At 71.7% G+C, this 19,942-nt stretch carries 18 protein-coding genes; 13 read left to right on the top strand and 5 right to left on the bottom strand.

All coding sequences use genetic code 11. The annotated features are described in order from the left end of the window. Positions 1–15: 15 nt before the first annotated feature. The gene (locus ACWDA7_RS07425) at positions 16–1,380 is read right to left on the bottom strand and encodes a glutamine synthetase family protein (RefSeq protein ID WP_450603227.1); all 1,365 of its coding nucleotides are present in this window, start codon (positions 1,378–1,380) and stop codon (positions 16–18) included. 345 nt (positions 1,381–1,725) lie between these two features. Here ACWDA7_RS07425 and ACWDA7_RS07420 point away from each other — a divergent pair, with 345 nt between their 5' ends. The 10 genes from ACWDA7_RS07420 (at position 1,726) to ACWDA7_RS07375 (ending at position 11,831) form a co-directional block, all read left to right on the top strand. Then, complete coding sequence (locus ACWDA7_RS07420; protein ID WP_432936040.1) at positions 1,726–1,914, top strand: 4Fe-4S domain-containing protein; 189 nt, start codon at positions 1,726–1,728, stop codon at positions 1,912–1,914. A gap of 2 nt (positions 1,915–1,916) precedes the next feature. Beyond that, entirely contained in the window at positions 1,917–3,125 is a 1,209-nt protein-coding gene (locus ACWDA7_RS07415) for an NAD(P)/FAD-dependent oxidoreductase (protein ID WP_450603226.1), read from the top strand. Between the two features lie 11 nt (positions 3,126–3,136). After that, entirely contained in the window at positions 3,137–3,943 is an 807-nt protein-coding gene (locus ACWDA7_RS07410) for an acetoacetate decarboxylase family protein (protein ID WP_450603225.1), read from the top strand. A gap of 33 nt (positions 3,944–3,976) precedes the next feature. Beyond that, on the top strand, positions 3,977–5,440 hold the full coding sequence (locus ACWDA7_RS07405) for an aldehyde dehydrogenase (protein WP_450603224.1): 1,464 nt from the start codon (positions 3,977–3,979) through the stop codon (positions 5,438–5,440). Next, positions 5,433–6,368 carry a 3,4-dihydroxyphenylacetate 2,3-dioxygenase gene (locus tag ACWDA7_RS07400; RefSeq protein ID WP_450603223.1) on the top strand — a complete coding sequence of 312 codons (936 nt, stop codon included), beginning with the start codon at positions 5,433–5,435 and terminating at the stop codon, positions 6,366–6,368. Before ACWDA7_RS07405 ends, ACWDA7_RS07400 begins: the two co-directional genes overlap by 8 nt. An 8-nt stretch (positions 6,369–6,376) precedes the next feature. Then, positions 6,377–7,222 carry a fumarylacetoacetate hydrolase family protein gene (locus tag ACWDA7_RS07395; RefSeq protein WP_450603222.1) on the top strand — a complete coding sequence of 282 codons (846 nt, stop codon included), beginning with the start codon at positions 6,377–6,379 and terminating at the stop codon, positions 7,220–7,222. Between the two features lie 28 nt (positions 7,223–7,250). Further along, positions 7,251–7,865 carry a TetR/AcrR family transcriptional regulator gene (locus ACWDA7_RS07390; protein ID WP_450603221.1) on the top strand — a complete coding sequence of 205 codons (615 nt, stop codon included), beginning with the start codon at positions 7,251–7,253 and terminating at the stop codon, positions 7,863–7,865. A 275-nt stretch (positions 7,866–8,140) separates the two neighbouring features. Continuing rightward, positions 8,141–9,595, top strand: coding sequence for an APC family permease (locus ACWDA7_RS07385; RefSeq protein WP_450603220.1), 1,455 nt, complete (start codon positions 8,141–8,143; stop codon positions 9,593–9,595). Positions 9,596–9,633: 38 nt separating this feature from the next. Then, on the top strand, positions 9,634–11,124 hold the full coding sequence (locus ACWDA7_RS07380) for an aldehyde dehydrogenase (protein ID WP_450603219.1): 1,491 nt from the start codon (positions 9,634–9,636) through the stop codon (positions 11,122–11,124). Continuing rightward, positions 11,121–11,831: a gamma-glutamyl-gamma-aminobutyrate hydrolase family protein gene (locus tag ACWDA7_RS07375; RefSeq protein ID WP_450603218.1), complete on the top strand. Its 711-nt coding sequence runs from the start codon at positions 11,121–11,123 to the stop codon at positions 11,829–11,831. Before ACWDA7_RS07380 ends, ACWDA7_RS07375 begins: the two co-directional genes overlap by 4 nt. A gap of 193 nt (positions 11,832–12,024) precedes the next feature. On the opposite strand, the gene ACWDA7_RS07370 is transcribed toward ACWDA7_RS07375, so the two are convergent. After that, complete coding sequence (locus ACWDA7_RS07370; protein WP_450603217.1) at positions 12,025–12,597, bottom strand: MarR family winged helix-turn-helix transcriptional regulator; 573 nt, start codon at positions 12,595–12,597, stop codon at positions 12,025–12,027. A gap of 167 nt (positions 12,598–12,764) precedes the next feature. Next, complete coding sequence (locus ACWDA7_RS07365) at positions 12,765–13,967, bottom strand: permease (RefSeq protein WP_450603216.1); 1,203 nt, start codon at positions 13,965–13,967, stop codon at positions 12,765–12,767. 194 nt (positions 13,968–14,161) lie between these two features. Here ACWDA7_RS07365 and ACWDA7_RS07360 point away from each other — a divergent pair, with 194 nt between their 5' ends. Next, the gene (locus tag ACWDA7_RS07360; RefSeq protein WP_450603215.1) at positions 14,162–14,824 is read left to right on the top strand and encodes a peptidoglycan-binding domain-containing protein; all 663 of its coding nucleotides are present in this window, start codon (positions 14,162–14,164) and stop codon (positions 14,822–14,824) included. 189 nt (positions 14,825–15,013) lie between these two features. Here ACWDA7_RS07360 and ACWDA7_RS07355 read toward each other — a convergent pair whose 3' ends face one another. Continuing rightward, entirely contained in the window at positions 15,014–15,913 is a 900-nt protein-coding gene (locus ACWDA7_RS07355) for an N-acetylglucosamine kinase (protein WP_450603283.1), read from the bottom strand. Positions 15,914–16,199: 286 nt separating this feature from the next. On the opposite strand from ACWDA7_RS07355, the gene ACWDA7_RS07350 reads away from it, so the two are divergent. Then, positions 16,200–18,029, top strand: coding sequence for a hypothetical protein (locus tag ACWDA7_RS07350; RefSeq protein ID WP_450603214.1), 1,830 nt, complete (start codon positions 16,200–16,202; stop codon positions 18,027–18,029). 74 nt (positions 18,030–18,103) lie between these two features. Here ACWDA7_RS07350 and ACWDA7_RS07345 read toward each other — a convergent pair whose 3' ends face one another. Continuing rightward, entirely contained in the window at positions 18,104–18,790 is a 687-nt protein-coding gene (locus ACWDA7_RS07345) for a nucleoside/nucleotide kinase family protein (RefSeq protein WP_450603213.1), read from the bottom strand. Between the two features lie 211 nt (positions 18,791–19,001). Between ACWDA7_RS07345 and ACWDA7_RS07340 the strand changes: the two genes are divergently transcribed. Continuing rightward, a complete protein-coding gene (locus ACWDA7_RS07340) occupies positions 19,002–19,859 on the top strand; it encodes an ANTAR domain-containing protein (protein WP_450603212.1) in 858 nt (285 codons plus the stop codon). Positions 19,860–19,942 lie beyond the last annotated feature (83 nt).

Genomic DNA, 19,942 nt, shown 5'->3' with positions numbered 1-19,942 from the left:
GATGGCTCCCGGACATCACAGGTGGTAGGCGTACTCGGTGAACTCCCAGTCGGTGACGTGCCGCCCGAAGCGCTCGACCTCGTCCCGCTTGTAGGAAAGGAAAGAAGTGGTGAAGGCCTTGCCGAGGACGTTGGTGAGGGCGGTGTCCGCCTCCAGCGCGTCGAGTGCGGCGGGCAGGCTCGTGGGCAGCACGGCGGACCTGGCCGTGTCGTAGCCGTAGCCCTCCAGCGGTGCCGGGGGCTCTTCGCCGGCCAGGACGCCGAGGAGCGCGGCCGCGACGGTCCCGGCGATCAGCAGATAGGGGTTGGCGCTGGCGTCACCGAGCCGTACCTCCAGACGGGCGCCCGCGCCGCGCTCGGGCGGGATGCGGACCATGGCGCTGCGGTTGTCCAGGCCCCAGTCGATCAGCCAGGGTGCGAGGGTGTCGGGCCCGAAGCGCTTGTAGGAGTTGACGGTCGGGTTGGCCAGCGCGGCGAGCGCCGGCGCGTGGGCCAGGATGCCAGCCACGGCGTGGCGCGCGGTGGCGGACAGGCCGTACGCGCCGGAGGGGTCGTCGAAGGCGTTGCGGACGCCTTCCGCGTCATCGGCCTCGCATGACAGATGGAGGTGGAAACCCGAGCCGCCCGCGTCGTTGAAGGGTTTCGCCATGAAGGTGGCGAGTCTGCCCTCCTTGCGTGCCAGTTCCTTGACCGCCGATTTGAAGCGGAAGGCCCGGTCGGCGGCCTCCATGGCGCCCGTGTGGGTCAGGTTGATCTCGAACTGGGCGCCGTCGAATTCGTGGTTGCCGTTGCTGACGCCGATGCCGAGGTCGCGCAGCAGTCGCAGGACGCGCAGCAGGTGGTTGTCGGGGTCGGCGCGCAGTCCGGAGGTGTAGACGCAGCCGAGCGCGTCGGTGTAGCGGCGCCAGCCCTGGGGCGAGTCGGGTGCCGGGTCGCACAGGAAGTACTCCAACTCCGGGCCGACCACCGGCCGCAGTCCGTGCTCGGCGCACCGGGCGAGGACCGTGCGCAGCAGGTCTCGGGGGGACTCGGGGGCGGGGAGCCCGGTGGCCGGGTCCGTGACGTCGCCCAGACAGGAGGCGACCCCTGGTTCCCAGGGCAGGGGGACGAGCGTGTCGAGGTCGGGCCGTACGCAGACGTCGGGCAGGCCGGCGTCCAGTCCGCCCGGGACCGGCACGACATCGCCCTGCGGGCTGGTGTGGTAGACGGCTTTGCAGAAGGCGAGTCCGTGCTCGCACGCCGAGGGCAGATGTTCCAGCAGGACGTCGCGGCCACGGTCGGTGCCGATCAGGTCGGGGTAGGTCACCCGGACCACATCGATGCCCTCTGCGGCGAGCCGGTCCTGGTGCCGGCGGACGGGTGGGGTGTCGGATGCGCTCACCGATGTCTCCTCGGGCGGACGAAAAAGGGGGGCGGCCCCTCCCGGCCCTCGAAGGCCTGGGGGTGGCGGGCGTCGATGCGGGGTCGGCAGTGGAGAGCCCCGACGCAGTCGTTTGATGTCAAACGGTAGGAACGCCCGTCGCTTTCCCGCAAGGGGGTGGTCTCAAAAATTTATCCATCCGGATAGCTATTGACCAGGGTCCGGCCGCTTCCTATGTTGTTTGAAGCCAAACGAGTTGGGGGTGCGGTCATCCGCACCCCTGTGGCCGGGGCCCGGCCCCCAGCCGGGCCCCTCTCCCTTTCGCGTATCCCCGCTCCGACGCCCTCACCACCAGGAGGACCGGCCATGAAGGTCGTCGTCGACATGAACAAGTGCCAGGACCACGGCCAGTGCGTCTTCGCGGCGCCCGACGTCTTCCAGCTCGACGAGAACGGGCGTCTCGCCTACGTCAGCGACCCGGACGACGCGCTCCGCGAGGAGGTCGAGGAGGCCGCTGACGTCTGCCCGCTCCAGGCCATCCGGATCGAGGCGTGAGCATGAGCGCCCGCATCGTCGTGGCCGGCGCCTCCATGGCCGGCCTGCGCGCCGCCGAGCAGCTGCGAGGCGCCGGCTGGACCGGGGCGATCACGATCGTCGGGGACGAGCCCCACATGCCGTACAACCGACCCCCGCTGTCCAAAGAGGTCCTCGCCGGCAAGGCGCCCTTCGAGTCCCTGGCCTTCCGCCCGCGCGGGAGCGTGGCGGACGTGGACTGGCGTCTCGGCACGAGGGTCGTCGCGGCCTGCCTCCGGGAGCGGACCGTCGAGCTCGGCGGCGGCGAGACGCTCCCCTACGACGGCCTCGTCGTCGCCACCGGCATGCGGCCCCGGCGGCTGCGCTGCCCCGGTCCGCTCCAGGGCCGCCACACCGTCCGCACCATCGCCGACGCCCAGGGGCTGCGGGACGCACTGACCCGGCCCGGCGTACGCGTGGTCGTGGTCGGCGCCGGTTTCATCGGCTGCGAGGTCGCCGCCACGGCACTCGGCCTCGGGGCCGTCGAGGTGACCGTCGTCGATCCGCTGCCCCTGCCGATGGTGGGCCCACTCGGTGAACTTCTCGCCCGCGCCCTGCTCGAGCGGCACGAGAGGCGGGGAGTGCGCTTCGCGCTCGGCACGGGTGTCGCCGGCTTCGAGGGCGAGGACCGGGTCACCGGCGTCGTGCTGAGCGATGGGACCGTGCTGTCCGCGGATGTGGTCGTCGAGTCGGTCGGCTCGATCGCCAACACGGAATGGCTGGAGGGCAACGGCCTCGATCTGAGCGACGGTGTGCTGACCGACGAGCAGTTGCGCGTCGGGGGCCGCCCCGAGACCGTGGCGGTCGGCGACGTGGCCCGTTTCCCCAATGCCCGCTACGACGGCGTGCCCCGCCGCGTGGAGCACTGGAGCATCCCTACCGACACCGCGAAGCACGCGGCGAAGGTCCTTGTCGCCCATCTCACCGGGACCGAGGCCGCTTCGGCCCCCTTCGCGCCGCTTCCCACCTTCTGGAGCGACCAGCACGACTTCCGCCTCCAGTCCTTCGGCGCGCCGGTGCTCGGCAAGGACGACGTCCGCGTCCTGGACGGAGACCCGGACGGCGACGTCCTCGTCGGCTACCACTCCGGCGGCCGGCTGGTGGGCGTCGTCGCCCTCGGCGGCCAGGCCGTCGCGTCCGCCGCCGCCCGCCACCGAGCCGAACTGCTCCAGCAGCCCGCCCTCACCGCCTAAGGAACCCCGACATGACCACCGTCCGCGGTTACTTCCACCCCAAGTCGGCGACCGGCGCCTCGTCGCTGATTCCCTCGCCCCCGTGGCGCTACTCCGGCGACCTGCTCACCGTCGAGTACCGCACCGACCCCGCGCGCGTTCGCGAACTGCTCCCGAAGCCACTGGAGTTGGCCGAGGACGACCCGGGTGCCGTGGCGCTGATCTGGGCTGACTGGCAGTCCTGTTCGGCATCGGGGGAGGAACTGCTCGACCCGGTGCGCTCCCAGTACAAGGAGGCCTTCGCGGTCGTGAGGTGCAGGTACCGGGGACAGACGTACTCGCGGTGCGTTCACATCTGGGTCGACAAGGACTTCGCGATCGCGCGGGGACTGCACCAGGGCTACCCGAAGAAGCTCGGCTCGATCCACCAGACCCGCCCGCACTCGTACGGGCCGGCGCCGCGCATCGAGGCGGGCGCCCGCTTCGGCGCCACCCTCGCGGCCGGCGACCGGCGGCTCGCCCAGGCGGTGGTGACCCTGAGGGAGCCGTCGGCGACCAATGGGTTCGTCAATGGGCACCCCATGGCACACCACCGCTGGCTGCCGTCCATCGAGAAGGGCAAGGGCCTCGCCCTCGACGAACTGATCGAGTCCGGTGCCGCCTCCTTCGAAGGCGGCACGCCGTGGGTCGGGGACGCCGAGCTGGAGCTGTTCGAGGCACCCACCGAGGAACTGGCCCGGCTGGAGATCCACGAGCCGATCGCCGCCTACTACCGCCAGGTCGGCGTGGTGTGGGACGGCGGTCGCCTGCTGGAGTCCGGGACGTCCGGCGCCGAGTGAACACCCCCAGCACAGAGGACTTGGAGACCGGACATGACCGACCACACCATCACCGTCGCCGGGACCGCCGTCGACACCCGGCATTGGATCGGCGGCGAGCGCGTCGCCTCCGCAGAGACCTTCGCGGACGTCTCACCGATCGACGGCACGGTCCTCGGTGAGATCTCCCGTGGACGGGAAGCCGAGGCCGCGGCCGCGGTGGCCGCCGCGAAGGCCGCCTTCCCGGCCTGGGCCGCCACCTTCCGCGCCGAGCGCGCCCGCATCCTGCACGCCATCGCCGACGGCGTCGAGAAGCGCCTCGAGGATCTCGCGATCGTCGAGACCACCGACAACGGCGCCCTGCTGCGCTCCCACCGCCGGGGCGTGATGCCGCGCGTGGCGCACAACTTCCGTTTCTTCGCCGACTGGTTGCTGAAGCTGGAGCACGAGGATTTCGAGACCCGAGGCCACACCAACCGCGTGAGCTGGGACCCGGCGGGCCCGTGCGTGCTGATCACGCCCTGGAACGCCCCGCTGATGCTGGCCACGTGGAAGGTGGCGCCTGCCCTCGCCGCCGGCAACACCGTGGTCCTCAAGCCGGCCGAGTGGTCCCCGCTGACCGCCTCGCTGCTCGCCGACATCGCCGCCGAGGCCGGGCTGCCCGCCGGAGTCCTCAACGTCGTCCAGGGCTACGGCGCCGAGATCGGCGACGCCCTCACCTCCCATCCGGACGTACGCCGCATCAGCTTCACCGGCTCGGTGCCGACGGCCCAGCGGATCGCCGCGTCCGCCGCCGCGAACCTGACCCCGCTCAGCCTGGAACTGGGCGGGAAATCGCCGCTGTTGGTGTTCGCCGACGCCGACCTCGGCTTGGCCGTGGACCTCGCGGTGGAGCAGTACGACAACGCGGGGCAGGTCTGCCTCGCGGGCACCCGCCTGCTGGTCGAGGAGCCGATCGCCGAGGAGTTCACGCGCCGATTCGTCGAGAGGGCGGCCCGGTTGAACCAGGGCGACCCGCGCGAGGAGGCCACGGACATCGGCCCCAACATCCACTCCCGCCAGGTGGAGAAGATCGACGGGTTCGTGCGCAGGGCTGTCGAGGCCGGTGCCCGCGCCGTCATCGGCGGCCACCGCGGGGACGGCCTTCACTACGCGCCGACCCTGCTCACCGATGTCGCCCAGGACTCCGAGATCGTCCAGGAGGAGGTCTTCGGCCCGGTACTGACCCTCCAGACCTTCGCCACCGAGGAAGAGGCCGTCCGTCTCGCCAACGACACCCGCTTCGGACTCGCCGCCACGCTCGCCACCGGCGACCGCGAGCGCGCCGGACGTGTCACGGCGCAGCTCGTGGCCGGCACCGTCTGGGTCAACTGCTTCTTCGTACGCGACCTGCAGGCACCGTTCGGCGGCTCCCGCCTCTCAGGCGTCGGCCGCGAGGGCGGCACCTGGAGCTTCGACTTCTACTGCGACCTGAAGAACACCGTCACCGCCCCGAAGGGATGGAACGACCATGGGTGAGATCGTCGGGGCGGGCCTGCTCGCCCACGTCCCCACCATCGTGCTGCCCGAGGCCGACCGGCTGGCACTGAACGAGGGCAAGGAGATCACCCTCGTCACGGGCCTGCGCCGGCTCCGTGAGGAGGTCTTCGAACGGGACGACTACGACACCGTCGTCGTCCTCGACTCGCACTGGGCCACCACGGTCGAGTTCGTCGTGACGGCCCAGCAGCGGCGCGCCGGGCTGTTCACGTCGGAGGAGCTCCCGCGCGGCATGTGCCGTATGCCGTACGACTTTGCCGGCGACCCCGAACTCGCCCGCAACGTCGCGCGGTTCGCCGACCGGCACGGCACCTGGATCACCGCGATCGAGGACGACTACCTGCCGGTCTACTACGCCACCATCAACCTCTGGAAGTTCCTCGGCGAGGGACTGCCGGACAAGCGGTGGGTGACCATCGGCGTCTGCCAGACCGGTGACATGGAGGACCACCTGCGGCTCGGCCGCGCCCTGGCGGACGGCATCGCCGCGACTCCCGGCCGCCGGGTCCTGCTGATCGCCTCCGGTGCCCTCTCGCACACCTTCTGGCCGCTGCGCGAACTGCGTGACCACGAGGCCAGCGACCCGGTGCACATCTTCACGCCGGAGGCCCGCGAGGCGGATCACGAGCGCATCGCCTGGTTCAAGGAGGGCCGTCACGACAAGGTCCTCGACACCATGGACGAGTTCTGGAAGTTCAAGCCCGAGGCCAGGTTCTTCCACTACCTGATGATGGCCGGCGCCCTCGGTGAGCAGGAGTGCGTCGCCAGGGCCCGCCAGTACGGCGAGTACGAGAACTCCATCGGCACCGGACAGGTCCACCTGTGGTTCGACCGTCCCGCCGAGGGCTGGACCGGCACCGGCCTGCCCGCACCCGTTGCCCAGCGCACCCCGCACAGCCGCATCTAGGAGCCCGCATGCCCGAGTACCGCCGCATCCTGCTCGACGGCGCCGCCGTCCAGGTCACCGTCGAGGGCGACGAGCTCGTCGCCGGCGACGGCCGCCGTGTGAAGTCCGACGGCGCCCAGCACCTGCCGCCGGTGGTCCCCTCCAAGGTGATAGCCGTCCACCTCAACCACCGTAGCCGGGTCGAGGAGTTCCGCATCGACCTGCCCGACACCCCGACCTACTTCCACAAGCCGACCTCCGCCCTCAACTCCCACCAGGGCGCGGTCGTCCGCCCCGAGGGCTGCAAGTGGCTCAACTACGAGGGCGAGGTCGCCATCGTCATCGGGAGGACGGCGCGCAACATCTCCCCGGCCGAGGCGGGGGAGTACATCGCCGGCTACACCGTCGCCAACGACTACGGTCTGCACGACTTCCGCGACACCGACGCCGGGTCCATGCTGCGGGTGAAGGGCTCGGACACCCTCTGCCCGCTGGGCCCGGGCCTGGTCACCGACTGGGACTTCCACGGCAAGCGCCTGCGCACGTACGTCAACGGCGAGGTGGTGCAGGACGGCTCCACGGACGAGATGAAGTGGGACATGCACTACCTCGTGGCGGACATCGCGCGCACCATCACCCTCTACCCGGGCGATGTGCTGCTGTCCGGCACCCCGGCCAACTCCCGGCCCGTGCGGCCGGGCGACGTCGTCGAGGTCGAGGTCGAGGGCCTGGGCCGGCTCACCAACCACATCGTCACCGGCCCGACTCCCGTCCGGACCGACGTCGGTGCCCAGCCGACGGAGTCCGAGGAGGTCCTGTCCACCGCGCTCGGTGGCGACTGGGAATTCCGTGGCATCAGGCCGCCCAGGCGCTGAGCCGGGCGGCGTCGGTAGGGTCGGGACCATGACCGATCCCGCAGAGCCCGCCGGTGAGCGCCGCCCCCGCAAGCGCGTGAGGAATTACGGGGCGGGCCGGGCGGCACTGCTGGAGGCCGCTGTGCGGGTGGTGGCCCGCGGTGGGCTGCGCAAGCTCACCTACCGGGCCGTCGCCGAGGAGGCCGGGGTCACCCACGGGCTCGTCGTGCACCACTTCGGGTCGCGTGACGCGCTGATCGAGGAGGCGCTCGCCCACGCCGTCCGCTCCTCTCTCCGGAGCAGCGCCCTCGAGCCCGGGACGGGCAAGGTCGCGGACTTCTCGGCCGGCCTCGCGGACATGGTCGAGTCCGGGCCGGACCTGCAGGCCTTCCAGTACGAGCTGCTGTTGGAGGCGCGGCGCCGCCCCGAGCTGCTGCCGCACCTGCGCGGCCTGTACGAGGAGTACTTCGACGCCACCCGGCGCGAGCTGTCGCAGATGCTGTCCCGCCCGGTCGACCGGGGCCTGTACCGGCTGGTCTTCGCTGCCCTGGAGGGCCTCGTGCTGCACCAGTTGGTGTTCGGTGAGCGCGAGGTCACCGAGGAGGCCCTCGCGCAGCTGCGCACCCTGCTGGACGGGCTCGCCGAGCAGCGGGGCGACGACTGAGGCGACCCCGCCGGATCGAGCCGCTCCCACCGCCCACGGCGTGGGCTTCGATCGCGGACCGTGACCGCTCCGACGTGACCGCTCCGACCGCGGACCGCGCCCGCTCCGGGCCGGATCGCGGCCGGAGCGTGCCCGTGGATCACGGCATCGCAGGAATCTTCGGGCGTCGGGGATTCTCCGCCCCTCACCCCTTGTCAAACGGATAGTTCCGCCCGCACGATGGGGCAACTCGTTTGGCCTGAAACGACCATTCCCCTATCTGGCAGGTGATCCGAGTGGACAGTCAGACGGTCTCCGCCCAGCGGACCGTGCGGGACGCATCCACCGCAGCCACACTCAAGCCCAATGCCCTGGGCGTTTTGGGCATCCTCTTCTTCGTCCTGTCCGCTCAGGCCCCGCTCACGGGTATCGCCGGGGCGGCCCCGATCTCCGTGGCCATCGGCAACGGGGCCGGCACCCCCGCCGCCTATGTGCTGGCCGGGGCGATGATCCTGCTGTTCTCGGTCGGCTTCGTCGCCATGGGCCGCCATGTCGTCGACACCGGCGCCTTCTACACGTACATCGGTACCGGTCTCGGCCGGACCGTGGGCGCGGGCAGCGCGGCCGTGGCCCTGTTCTCGTACTGCGTCATCCAGGCGGCCATGTACGGCCTCTACGGCTCGATCGTCGCCGGCCTCGTCGCCGACCACACGGGTCTGCACCTGCCCTGGTGGGTGTGGGCCGTGATCACCATGCTGGTGGTGCAGGTTCTGGGAGTCACCGGAATCGAGATGGGCGCCAAGGTGCTGGCGGTGTTCGTCACGGCGGAGTTCAGCATCCTGCTGCTGTTCGGTCTGGTCACCCTGTTCAAGGGCGGCGGGCCGGAGGGCCTCGGGGTCGCCGACAGCTTCTCCCCGTCAGCGGCCCTTCAGGGGGCTCCGGGCGTCGCCGTGATGTTCGCCGTCGCGTCCATGTTCGGCTTCGAGGCCACCGCCATCTACGGCGAGGAGGCGCGGGAGCCGAAGAAGACCGTCCCGCGGGCCACCTACCTCTCGGTCCTCGTGGTCACCGGCTTCTTCGCCCTCACCTCCTGGATGCTGATCTCCGCCTACGGCGCCTCCAAGGCCCCCCAGGCCGCCGGGAAGGCGCTGGCAAGCGGCGACTCGGCCGGATTCGTCTTCGCGCCGATCGCCGCGCAGTTCGGCGGCTGGGCCAACGATGTCCTCCCCGTCCTGCTCGCCACCTCTCTGTTCGCCGGCATCCTCACCTTCCACAACTCCGCCAACCGCTACCTGTTCTCCCTCGGCCGTGACGGTCAGCTGCCGCGCCGTCTGTGCACGCTCAACACCCGGCACTCCCCCTGGGTGGCCGGGTGCGTGCAGACCGTCGTGGCACTCGCCCTGGTCGTACCCTTCGCGCTGGCCGGTAAGGACCCGGTCCTGACCCTGTTCTCGTGGTTCAGCGGGCTCGCCGTCCTGGCGATGATGCTGCTCTACCTTCTGACCTCGGTGTCCGTGGTCGTCTTCTTCCATCGTGAACGTCTGGACGCACGCCTGTGGAACACCCTGATCGCGCCGGCGCTCGGCGCGCTCGGCCTCGCGGGAGCCATCTGGCTCATCCTGGAGAACTTCACCACCCTCATCGGCGGTGAGACGAGCACGGCCGTGTGGCTCGCGATGTCGGTTCCCCTGGTGATGGCGCTGGGAGCGGCCAACGAGCGGTTCGGGCGCCGCAGCCGGGCATCGGCGTAGACATTTCATCCGGTATCAAACGTGGTCTGGAGGACCGCATGTCCGCTGTCACCCACGACGAATGGCTCCGCCGCGCGAAGGCGATCGAGCTCCCCGGCACGCACCACATCGACGGCGCCGAGGAAGCCGGGGGCGGCACCGTCTTCGGCGTCGTCTCGCCCCGCGACGGTCAGCTGCTGACCGAGGTCGCCGACGGTGGTGCCGCCGAGATCGACGCCGCCGTGGCCGCCGCTCGCCGTGCCTTCGACAGCGGGCCGTGGCCGCGGTCGGCGCCCGCCGACCGCGGCCGGGTCCTGGTACGCATCGCCGAACTCCTCGAGGAACGGCGTGCCGAACTCGCCCTCACCGTCAGCCTGGAGATGGGCAAACCGATCACGGACGCCCACGACATCGAACTGCGGGCGGTCATCAACACCTTCCGCTGGTACGGCCAGTTGGCCGACAAACTCACTGACTCATCCCCGCACACCGCACCGGACGCCCTCGCCCTGGTCACCCGGGAGCCCGCCGGTGTGGTGGGGGCCGTGGTGCCCTGGAACTTCCCGCTGACCCTGGCCGGCTGGAAGGTCGCGCCCGCGCTGGCGGCCGGATGCACGGTCGTCCTCAAGCCGTCGGAGAACTCTCCGCTCTCCGCCCTGCTGCTGGGACGGATCGCCACCGAGGCCGGACTGCCGCCCGGCGTGCTCAACGTCGTGGCCGGCAACGGACCCGTGGCCGGCCGAGCCCTCGGCCTCCACCCCGATGTCGACGTCCTGGCGTTCACCGGCTCCACCGCAGTTGGCCGCCACTTCCTCCACTACGCCGCCGACTCCAACCTCAAGCGCGTGTGGCTGGAACTGGGCGGCAAGTCGCCGAACATCATCCTCCCCGACGCCCCCGATCTGGAGAAGGCCGCCGCGACGGCCGCCTGGGGCATCTTCTTCAACCAGGGCGAGATGTGCACCGCGCCCTCCCGGCTGCTGGTGCACTCCTCGATCGCCGAACGCGTCACCGAGGCGATCGTGGCGCGCGCCCGCGACCTGCGCGTCGGGGATCCGCTCGACCCGGCCACCGAGATGGGCGCTCTGGTCGGCGAGAGCCATCTCGGCCGCGTGCTCGACCACGTCCGGCACGCCACCGACGACGGTGCCCGCCTGCGCACCGGGGGATCGCGCATCCTCACCGAGACCGGCGGCACCTACCTGGAACCGACGGTGTTCGACCGGGTGGACCGGGACAGCCGACTGGCCCGCGAGGAGATCTTCGGCCCCGTGCTGTCCGTCCTCACCTTCGACGAGCCGGATGAGGCGGTGGAACTCGCCAACGCCACCGAGTACGGCCTCGCCGCCGGTGTGTGGACCGCGGACCTGTCCACCGCCCACCGCCTCTCCCGCGCGCTGCGGGCGGGCACGGTCTGGGTCAACTGCTACGAGGAGGGCGACCTGACCGTGCCGTTCGGGGGCATGAAGCAGTCGGGCAACGGGCGCGACAAGTCGGCGCACGCCCTGGAGAAGTACACCGAACTCAAGACCACCTGGATCCAGCTGTGACACGCCCCTTGATAGCGATCCCGGCGCGCTTCTCGGCGACCACTTCGGCGCTGCGGTACGCGGCCGAGGTCAACGCCCGTGCACTCGTCGAGGCGGTGTGGCGGGCCGGTGGCGAACCCGCGACCGTCCACCCCGTCGACCCCGCGGACAGCGATGTCGCCGCGCGGCTGACGCGCTTCGACGGCGTCCTGCTGCCTGGTGGCGGGGACGTCGCCCCGCACCGTTACGGGGCGGCCGACACCCACGACTCCGTGTACGACGTCGACGACCTCCAGGACGCCTTCGACCTCGAAGTCGCCCGCCGGGCACTGGAACGGGGGCTCCCCCTGCTGGCGATCTGCCGGGGTCTCCAGGTCGTCAACATCGCCCTGGGCGGCACCCTTCACCAGGACATGGGCGGCCCGGAGCACGAGCACCGGCACCTTGTGCACCCGGTGGCGGTCCGGCGGGACACACGGCTGGCGCGGGCGGTGGGCACGGAGAAGGTGGAGGCCTCCTGCTACCACCATCAGCGGGTGGACCGCCCGGGGGCGGGGCTGACCGTCACGGCCTCCGCGGTGGACGGCACGGTCGAGGCTCTCGAACTCCCCGGCGGCCGCGGCTGGTTCACGGCGGTGCAATGGCATCCGGAGGACACCGCGCACCGTGACTCCACCCAGCAGGCGCTTTTCAACGCCTTCGTGGACGCGGCGCGCAGGCGATCCTAGGGGCCGCAAGGAGGCGGCGGACCGGCGCCGCGCCGGGTTCCGGCGGCGGTCGGGAAGGGTAGTGCCGCGTCAGGTCCCGGCGGTCGGAAGGGACGGTGCCGCGCCCGGCCGTTGAGCCGGGGAAGGCAGGAGATGATCTGCCGGCGGATCCCCGTTGGATGCCGGGCGGACCCCCGGAGGGTCCCCGCCGGAGTCATGACCTCGGACGGCGGCCGCTGCGGCGCGGTGCGGGTTCGGCGCCGTTGAGCAGGGCGCGCCGGCGCTCCTCGCCGTGCTCCTCGACCTGCAGGACGATGCGCCGCAGCGACTCCGCCAGCCCGCGGCACTCCGCGTCGCTCAACTGTCCCGTGACGAAGGCTTCTTCCTCGTTGAACGCCGGGAACACGCGCTGCATCAGCTGCTCACCATCGCCGGTGAGACCGAGCAGTACCAGCCTGCCGTCGCTTGGGTGGTCGGCGCGCTTTATCAGCCCCCGGGACTCCAGGGTGCGCGCGACCCCCGTGAGCGTGCCCTTGGAGATCCCCGCCTCCGCGGCCACGTGCCGGGTTTCCTGTTCGCCCCAGACCCACACCACCCACAGGACGACGAATGCGGTCCAGGTCAGATCGGACTCCCGCAGCACTGAGTTCTCCAGGTGCTGGCGTACCGTCGACGCCGCCCGGTAGATGTTGGCCACGGCCGCCATCTGGTCCCGGCGGATGGGAATGCCGCCGAGCTTCGCCGCCGCGAGGTTCTCGGCCTCGGTGATGGATCGCTGGCCGGGCACGGGCGCTCCTTCGGTCTGCTCGCCGGAACCGGGACGGCTTGTCGAGCCGCCAGGTCGCCCGGTCACCCGGTCGTTCGGGCCTTCGAGCGTTCGGTCGTTCGGTCGTTCGGTCGTTCGGCCTCAAATTGTACGGGCGTGATGCCCGTGTATGCCGGGTGCGGTGCCAGTTACTGGGGATGGCCCCCGTGCGCCCCGTTCGCCGATGTGTGCTCGTTGCGCCCAGCGCTCTCGTCGCGCTCGGGTCCGCCGCCCATCGTCCGCAGCATGGCCGGGCCGCCGGTGCGCAGGAACCGCACCACCAGGACCGCGGCCAGGAGCAGGAACGCGATGTTGAGCCAGGTCGTGTAGTCCCAGGTGACCCCCTCCTCGGGGATCCTGGCGTCGGCCTGGTCGGGGATCAGGCCGAGACCGCCGAAGAGGAACTCCACCACGAACCCGGCGACCACCATCGCCGCGTAGAAGGTGCCGAGGAGGAGCGCGGCCATGCGCGCTCCATAGTATTTCCGGTAGATGTTCAGGATCGGCAGGATGACCAGGTCCGCGTAGATGAACGCGATCACGCCGCCGAAGCTGATGCCGCCCTTCCACAGCACCACCGCCAGCGGCACGTTGCCGATGGAACAGACGAACGTGGCGATCGCGACCAGCGGTCCGACGAGCGGCCCGATCACCCGGGCCGCAGTGGGGTGGTCGGCCAGGAAGAACGTACGCCAGAAGTCGTCCGGCACCCATGCGGCGATCGCGCCCGCGATCAGCAGCCCCGCCACCAGATCGCGCAGGATCGCCGCCCACTCCATGGCGAAGATGTGCGACACGGAGGTCAGGCCGTCGCGCGAGAGCAGCCGGCGCAGGAAGCCGCCCTCGCCGCCCATCGACATGTCCATCGCCGCGTGCCCCTCCATCGAACCGGCCAGCCCCCGCTCGGCCTGCTCCCGGGCCTCACCCAGCAGCCGGTCGCGCAGCAGCACGCGGAAGAGGACGGCGAGGACCACGATCATCACCGGTCCGCCGACGAACTCGGCGACGGTGAACTGCCAGCCCATCAACAGGGCCAGGATTACGCCTAGTTCGACCACGAGGTTGGTCGAGGCGATCTCGAAGGCCATCGCCGCGGTGAAGTTCGCCCCCTTGCGGAACAGGGAGCGCGCCAGTGCCACAGCCGCGTAGGAGCACGAGGACGAGGCGGCGCCGAGTCCGGAGGCCAGCGCGAGCGTGCGCGGCCGGTCGTCGCCCAGCAGTCTTACGACCGTCGACCGGCGCACCACCGCCTGCACCACGGCGGACAGGGTGAAACCGAGGATCAGCGCCCAGGTGATCTCCCAGGTCATCGACCCCGTGATGAACAGCGCGTGCCCGATCGCATGCCACATGGGGTGCCCTTCTCCATGGCGGTCCGGTACGCGGACACACTGTACCCCCAGGGGGTATCGGGAAAACGCTCCGAAACGGACTCCGGGCGGGCCGGTCGTGCGACGGCTGGGGGATTCCGGTGAACCGGGTGGCGGGCGGCCACGTATCACTCCGCGGGGACGACGGGAGACCGCGCGCACGGAAGGAGAGCAGTGTGTCGACACCGCCCGAGCAGAGGCAGCCGCCGCGGCGCCCGGTGCTGGAGCCCACCCACGTCGTGCGCCGCCGCCGCACGGAGGCCCTGGCCGAACTGATGCGCGAGTTCCGCGAGAACGAGAGCCGGCCCCCGGAACCCGTCCACGAACCGATCGTCGTCCATGTCGAGCCACCGACCCCCGACGACGCGACGGAGGAGCTGCCGCCCGTACCCTCCCGCGGTCGGCGGGCACGGCCCGCCGACGACGGACTCACGCTGCGGCGCGCGGCCCTCGTGGTCGGGGTGACCGCGGCCGCCCTGATGGGTTTCGGCGCCGCGTTCCTCCTCCCCGGGCCCGGGAACGACGGCGCGAAGCAAGGGACGGCCGCTCCGCCCCACCGGTCGCCCGCCGCCGTCGCCCCCGCCGAGCGGCAGAGCGCCGACCCCGACGGCCCCGGCACCCTGCGCGAGGGCGACAGCGGACCGGAGGTGACCGAGCTGCAGCAACGCCTGCTGCGCGTCCCCGACGTCTACGACCACGGCTCCACCGACGGCCGCTACGACGCCACGCTCGCCGCCGCCGTCGCCCGCTTCCAGCTCTGGTACGGCATCCGCGGCGACGAGACGGGGGTGTACGGCAACGACACCCGCCGCGACCTCGAGTCCCGCACCACGCTCTAGCGGTGCGGTGGCGGGCACGGCACGGTACGGCGGCCGCTCACCCTGAGCCGTACGGTCCGTGCTCGCACAGCGGTACGGGCGTGTCGCGCACTCCCCTGGCGCGACACGCCCGTCACCGTGCGACGGGCGGCTCCCGCGTCAGCAGCCGGGGAGCCGGTCCGCCGACCCGGCTCACCGGCACCGTCCGGCTCACAGGATCGAACGGGCCAGCGCCACCGCCCCCTCGACGGGCGGTACCCGCAAAGGACTCGGCCGCGAGCCGGGCAGCGCCGCGGCGAGCGAGACCGCGAAGGCGTCGTACAGGGCGGGCTGGGCCAGCACCGTGCTGCCCGCGACCACGACATGGTCCACAGGGACCCCGCGGTCGGCGAGCCGCACGACGAGCCCGGCCAGTGAGCGGCCACCCGCGGCGATCACCTCGCGGGCGAGGGCGGAACCGGCCTCGGCGGCCTCGAACACGACCGGTGCGTGCCGTCCCCATTCCGCGGACACGTCCGCTGCGCTCTCCAGCGCCGCGCCGAGTGCCGGGACTTCGGGTACACCGAACGCGGCGATCAGGCGCACCGCCAGCTCGTCCGGTGCCTCGCCGCGATCGTGCGCCGCCCAGACGGCCCGCGCCGCCTCACGGACGAGACCGGCCGAACCGCCCTCGTCACCGAGGACGGCTCCCCAGCCGCCGACCTGAAGGGGGCTGCCGTCGCCGAGCCGGCCCACCGCCACCGAACCGGTGCCGGCGACCAGTCCGACGCCCTTGTCCAGTCCCGCGGCGGGAACCAGCAGTTCGGCGTCGCCCACCACCAACGCCGGTATCCGGAGCCGTTCGCACAGTTCGGCCCGGATCTGTTCGCACTGGCGCGGTGTCTCGCAGGCGTGCCCGCCCACGGCGACGGCCGAGGGACGCACGCCGTGCGGCAGTGCGTCGTGGACGAGCGCGGTCAGCCAGTCGGCGGCGGCCGCGGGGTCGTGCGGACGCCAGCCGCTGCTCGGCCGGACATGGTCGGCGACGCATACCTCACCCGCGACCGCCTGAAGACGGGTCTTGGTGCCGCCCACGTCGACACCGACCACGAGGGACGTCGAGTCCTGCACGGATCCTCTTTCAACCGTCACGCTGTGCCTGCTCCTTGTGCGGGCCACTGTGATCCCCGCAGTACACGATTTTCTACGATTCGGCCCCGAACAGCACCCACCCGCATTTGACCGGCCCGGGTTCCTCGGGGCTGACGCGTTCTTCACCTCGGTGAAACGTCCAGTCCCACGGGGCGATGTTCGCCCTGTCGACGCCCGTCCTCCTCCCGGCGCTCATCTGCTTCCTCGACTTCCGTAAGAGGCTGGGCGAAGGCCCGGCGAACTGCGGCTCGAAGGGATATCGGACATGCATCTCCCGTACCAGCGGGGCCCGTTGCACGACCTCGCGGACACCCCGGTGGCGTACGACACCGTCCTCGCCGAGGTCACCGAGGAGGCCCTGGAGCGCCTGACGCCGGAGGGCAGCCTCGAACACCCCGGCGCCCTGCTCGACGTCGGTGACACCTCGCTCGGCGTCACCGCGCTGCTGGCCCTGGCCTGGCAGCGCACCAAGGACCCGCGCCTGCCCGAGGCGGTCTGCCGCAGCCTGGCGTTCCATCTGCGCGAGCGGGTGTTCACGGACGACAACCCCGGCTACCCCAACCTTCGGCTCCGCGACTCGGGGCTGCCATACGCCCGTTATGTCCTTGATGCGGGAGCGCACCCCATCGGCGACTGGCCGAGCACGGTCTGGGCACTGCTCCAGGCGGTCAACCTCCTCGACGCGGCGGACGGGCTCCTCGACGGCGAACAACGCGCCGGCCTCCTCACCGTGGCGCACGGGTACTGGCGTTGGCTGACCGAGGCGACCTTCTTCAACCCGCAGGAGGCGGGCAATCAGGCGATCGGCTGCGTGGTGGGCGGCCTGATGCTGGCCCGCCACCTCCCCTCCTCCGAAGCCGAGCCGGTCCGCGCCCGGGCGCTGAGCCTGTACGCGGACCGGATCCGTGCCCACCGGGTGCTGGACCGGGGTGCGCTGCTGCCGCCCGAGCACGGAGGCGCGTACGACAACAACTACGGCCCGATCTCGCTCTCCTTCCTGGCCCAGGCACACCGGGTCAGCGGCGAGGACGTCTTCACCGAGGACGGCGACGCGCTCGCCCGTTACATCGACGCACGCCTGACCAACGGGGGTTTCGACATCGGAGGCCCCCGCTACAGCGAGCAGCACTCCGGCTTCGAGTCCGTCCTCGGCCTGCGCTACTTCAGCGGCCGCATCGGTTCCGATCTGGGCCGCTACCGGGGCGACACGCGCTGGGGGCGGCACGCGGTCCACCTGGACGGGGGCATCGACGGCCACTTCGCCTTCATGCTGGTCTGGCAGATCCAGAACCCGGCACGCTGGCACCGGACGCCGTCTACGGGGATCGCCCGCCACCAACTGCGGGCGGGCACGGTCTCGGTGGCCTTCGACGACCGGATGACCCCGTCGCTGGTGGAGGCCGGCGGCACCTACTACCTGCCGGCCGCCGTGAACCGCCAGCACGGCTTCGGCCCGGTGACCGACGGTTTCCTGTTGTGCCGGCCGATGGGCCGGGTACGGGTCCGCGACATCCGGACCGACGCTCTGGCGGCCAAGCTGGTCAGCAAACCGGTCGTCGGCCGTGACCATGTCCTGCGGCACGTCAGGTCCCTGTACGTCACCGACGGCAAAAGCCTGTGGATGACGGTCGCGGTGGAACGGCTCGACGGAACGCCGTACCTGCTGGCCGGCCTGCCGTATGCCGCGGACGACGGCGACCGGGTGCGCAGAACGGCGGAGGCGCAGGCGGAGGCCGCCGGCGAACTGAGGCTCACGCACCCGCGGATGGCGGGCGTCGAGCACTTCGCGGCAGATGCGGAGAGCACCCAGGAACAGGCGGCCTTCGCCCTCGCCGCCGACCCGCGCGGTTACGGCAACCCGGACGACGGCTGGCGCCATCTGGTGTCCTCCACCGCGCTCGAAGTGGAACCGGCCCCCGGTATCCCGGACGATCTGTGCGTGTTCGCCGTGCGGTACGGCCCCGGAGGGCGCTACGCCCCGGTCCTCGAGCACACCGCGGAGGGGCTGACGGTGCGCACGGAGGCCTTCGAGGCGACGATCGGCGAGCCGACGGGCGATGCGAGCGGCGAACCGGTGCTCACCCTGCGGGCCTGACCCGCCGGTGGCGGGCGAGAGGCGGATTCAGCGGCGCGGTCCCCTGACCGTGCTGCCCGGCACCGTGGGACCGGTCACCGGCGAGCCACCGGCACATGGTTCGGGCCGGGCTGCGGTGCCGAGGGCGCGGGCAGCGCCGTCTCCGGCACGATCAGGTCCGCCAGGTCCCGGGTGATCGCCACCAGGTCCGCGTTGCGCTGGTCCGTGCCCAGCACCCATGCCACCGCCGCGTCGTGGTCCTTGCCGAACTCCTCGTGGCGGGCCACCAGCCGCTCGATGCGCTGCCGCTCGTCCGTCTCGCAGAACCACACCTCGTCCAGCTGCGGGCGAACCCGCGCCCAGGCACCGGTGTCCAGCAGCAGGTAGGTGCCCTCCGTGACGACCAGGCGCGTCGCCACCGGGACCGGGAGGGCTCCCGCGATCGGCTGTTCCAGCACCCGCTCGAAGCCTGGCGCGTACACCGTCTCCGCGTCCTCCTCGCGCAGGCGCCGCAGCAGCGCCGCGTACCCCGCCGCGTCGAAGGTGTCCGGCGCGCCCTTGCGATCGCGGCGCCCCAGCCGCTCCAGCTCCACGTCGGCCAAGTGGAAGCCGTCCATCGGGACGTGCGCCGCCCACGGCTGGCCGCCGTCGTTGAGGTCGCGCACCAGGCGTTCGGCGAGTGTCGTCTTGCCCGCCCCCGGGGCGCCGGCGATGCCGAGGATCGCACGGCGGCCGGAGCCGGCGAGGGACGCGGCCCGCTGGAGAAGGTCGTCGAAGGTCATGGGGGTGAGCCGCTCGCTGCCGGGGGTGGGTCCCCGCCATTGGACCAGAGACGGCGCCGGAGCGCGAGAAGGAGAAGCGGCTCACGGCCGCCACGGCCGAGGCACCGGGCGGCCGGGGAGCCGTCGGTGTAGGCATGGGATTCCGGGGCATGCGGGGACACGGCACCGCGCGCACGGCACGCCGCCTCGCGGGAAGGGATCAGGGCATCGTATGAGTGAGTCGCCAGGGCATGAGCAGGATGAAGCGGAGGAGCTGGAGCTGATGCGGGCCGAGGTCCGGCATCTGCGGGCCCGGCTGCGCGCGCATCCGCTGATCTCCGAGGCACAGGGCCTGCTGCGGGAACGCTATGGCCTGCCGGACGCCGAGAGCGCGTTCGCTCTGCTCCAGCGGGCCTCCCAGCAGTACAACGTCAAGTTGCGCACCCTCGCGGGGGCCCTGACGCGCGCCCAGCGCCCGGACGAGCGGGAGGCGCTGTGGTTTCCCCGGCGGGCCCGCCGCGCCGAGCCCCGACTGACCTTCGACGGGGCCGGACGGGCCCGGGGTGGCAACCGGGGCGCGGTGCTGAGCGCCGTGCTCAGCCAGGCCCTCGCGGTCGTCAGCTCGGACATGGCCAATGTGCAGACGCGCGACCGTGCGACGGGCGGTCTGCTCCTGGAGAAGCACACCGGCCTGTCCGCCGACTTCGTCGACTTCTTCAGCCATGTCGAGGAAGTCGGTACCGCGTGCGGGCTGGCTGCCCAGAAGGTCGCACAGATCACCGTCGAGGACGTGGCCACGGACCCGGTGCTCACCGGACCCGTCCGCGAGACGATCCTGCGTGCGGGCAGCCGTGCCTGCCACAGCGTGCCGCTGACCACCGCTGCGGGAACGTGTGTCGGAGTGGTCTCGGTCCACCTGGACCGCCCTATCAAAGGGCTGACGGCGGCTCAGACCAGGACGCTCGACCGGGTCGGCGCCGAGGCGGGCGAGTGGCTCGGCTGGTACGACCGTACGGTCGTCGTGGACGCCCTCGAGTATCTGCACGCGCTCGGCCGGGAGCACGGCGGGAGACGGTTCAGACGTTCCTGAAGCGCCCCGCCCACGTGCCCGCCACGGCCACCCAGCGGCAACCGGGTGGTACCGCCGGGGCCGAATGTGGTGCTCATTACTCT

This window comes from Streptomyces sp. NPDC001156 (genome assembly GCF_053598275.1).
Note: the sequence above shows the minus strand (reverse complement) of the source record. Positions and strands in the feature narration are given on the sequence as shown.

Bases quoted from the DNA above. Each gene is read 5' to 3' on its own strand.
- ACWDA7_RS07420 (WP_432936040.1), top strand. From the start codon at position 1,726: ATGAAGGTCGTCGTCGACATGAACAAGTGCCAGGACCACGGCCAGTGC.
- ACWDA7_RS07415 (WP_450603226.1), top strand. From the start codon at position 1,917: ATGAGCGCCCGCATCGTCGTGGCCGGCGCCTCCATGGCCGGCCTGCGC.
- ACWDA7_RS07410 (WP_450603225.1), top strand. From the start codon at position 3,137: ATGACCACCGTCCGCGGTTACTTCCACCCCAAGTCGGCGACCGGCGCC.
- ACWDA7_RS07405 (WP_450603224.1), top strand. From the start codon at position 3,977: ATGACCGACCACACCATCACCGTCGCCGGGACCGCCGTCGACACCCGG.
- ACWDA7_RS07400 (WP_450603223.1), top strand. From the start codon at position 5,433: ATGGGTGAGATCGTCGGGGCGGGCCTGCTCGCCCACGTCCCCACCATC.
- ACWDA7_RS07395 (WP_450603222.1), top strand. From the start codon at position 6,377: ATGCCCGAGTACCGCCGCATCCTGCTCGACGGCGCCGCCGTCCAGGTC.
- ACWDA7_RS07390 (WP_450603221.1), top strand. From the start codon at position 7,251: ATGACCGATCCCGCAGAGCCCGCCGGTGAGCGCCGCCCCCGCAAGCGC.
- ACWDA7_RS07380 (WP_450603219.1), top strand. From the start codon at position 9,634: ATGTCCGCTGTCACCCACGACGAATGGCTCCGCCGCGCGAAGGCGATC.
- ACWDA7_RS07365 (WP_450603216.1), bottom strand. From the start codon at position 13,967: ATGTGGCATGCGATCGGGCACGCGCTGTTCATCACGGGGTCGATGACC.
- ACWDA7_RS07350 (WP_450603214.1), top strand. From the start codon at position 16,200: ATGCATCTCCCGTACCAGCGGGGCCCGTTGCACGACCTCGCGGACACC.
- ACWDA7_RS07345 (WP_450603213.1), bottom strand. From the start codon at position 18,790: ATGACCTTCGACGACCTTCTCCAGCGGGCCGCGTCCCTCGCCGGCTCC.
- ACWDA7_RS07340 (WP_450603212.1), top strand. From the start codon at position 19,002: ATGAGTGAGTCGCCAGGGCATGAGCAGGATGAAGCGGAGGAGCTGGAG.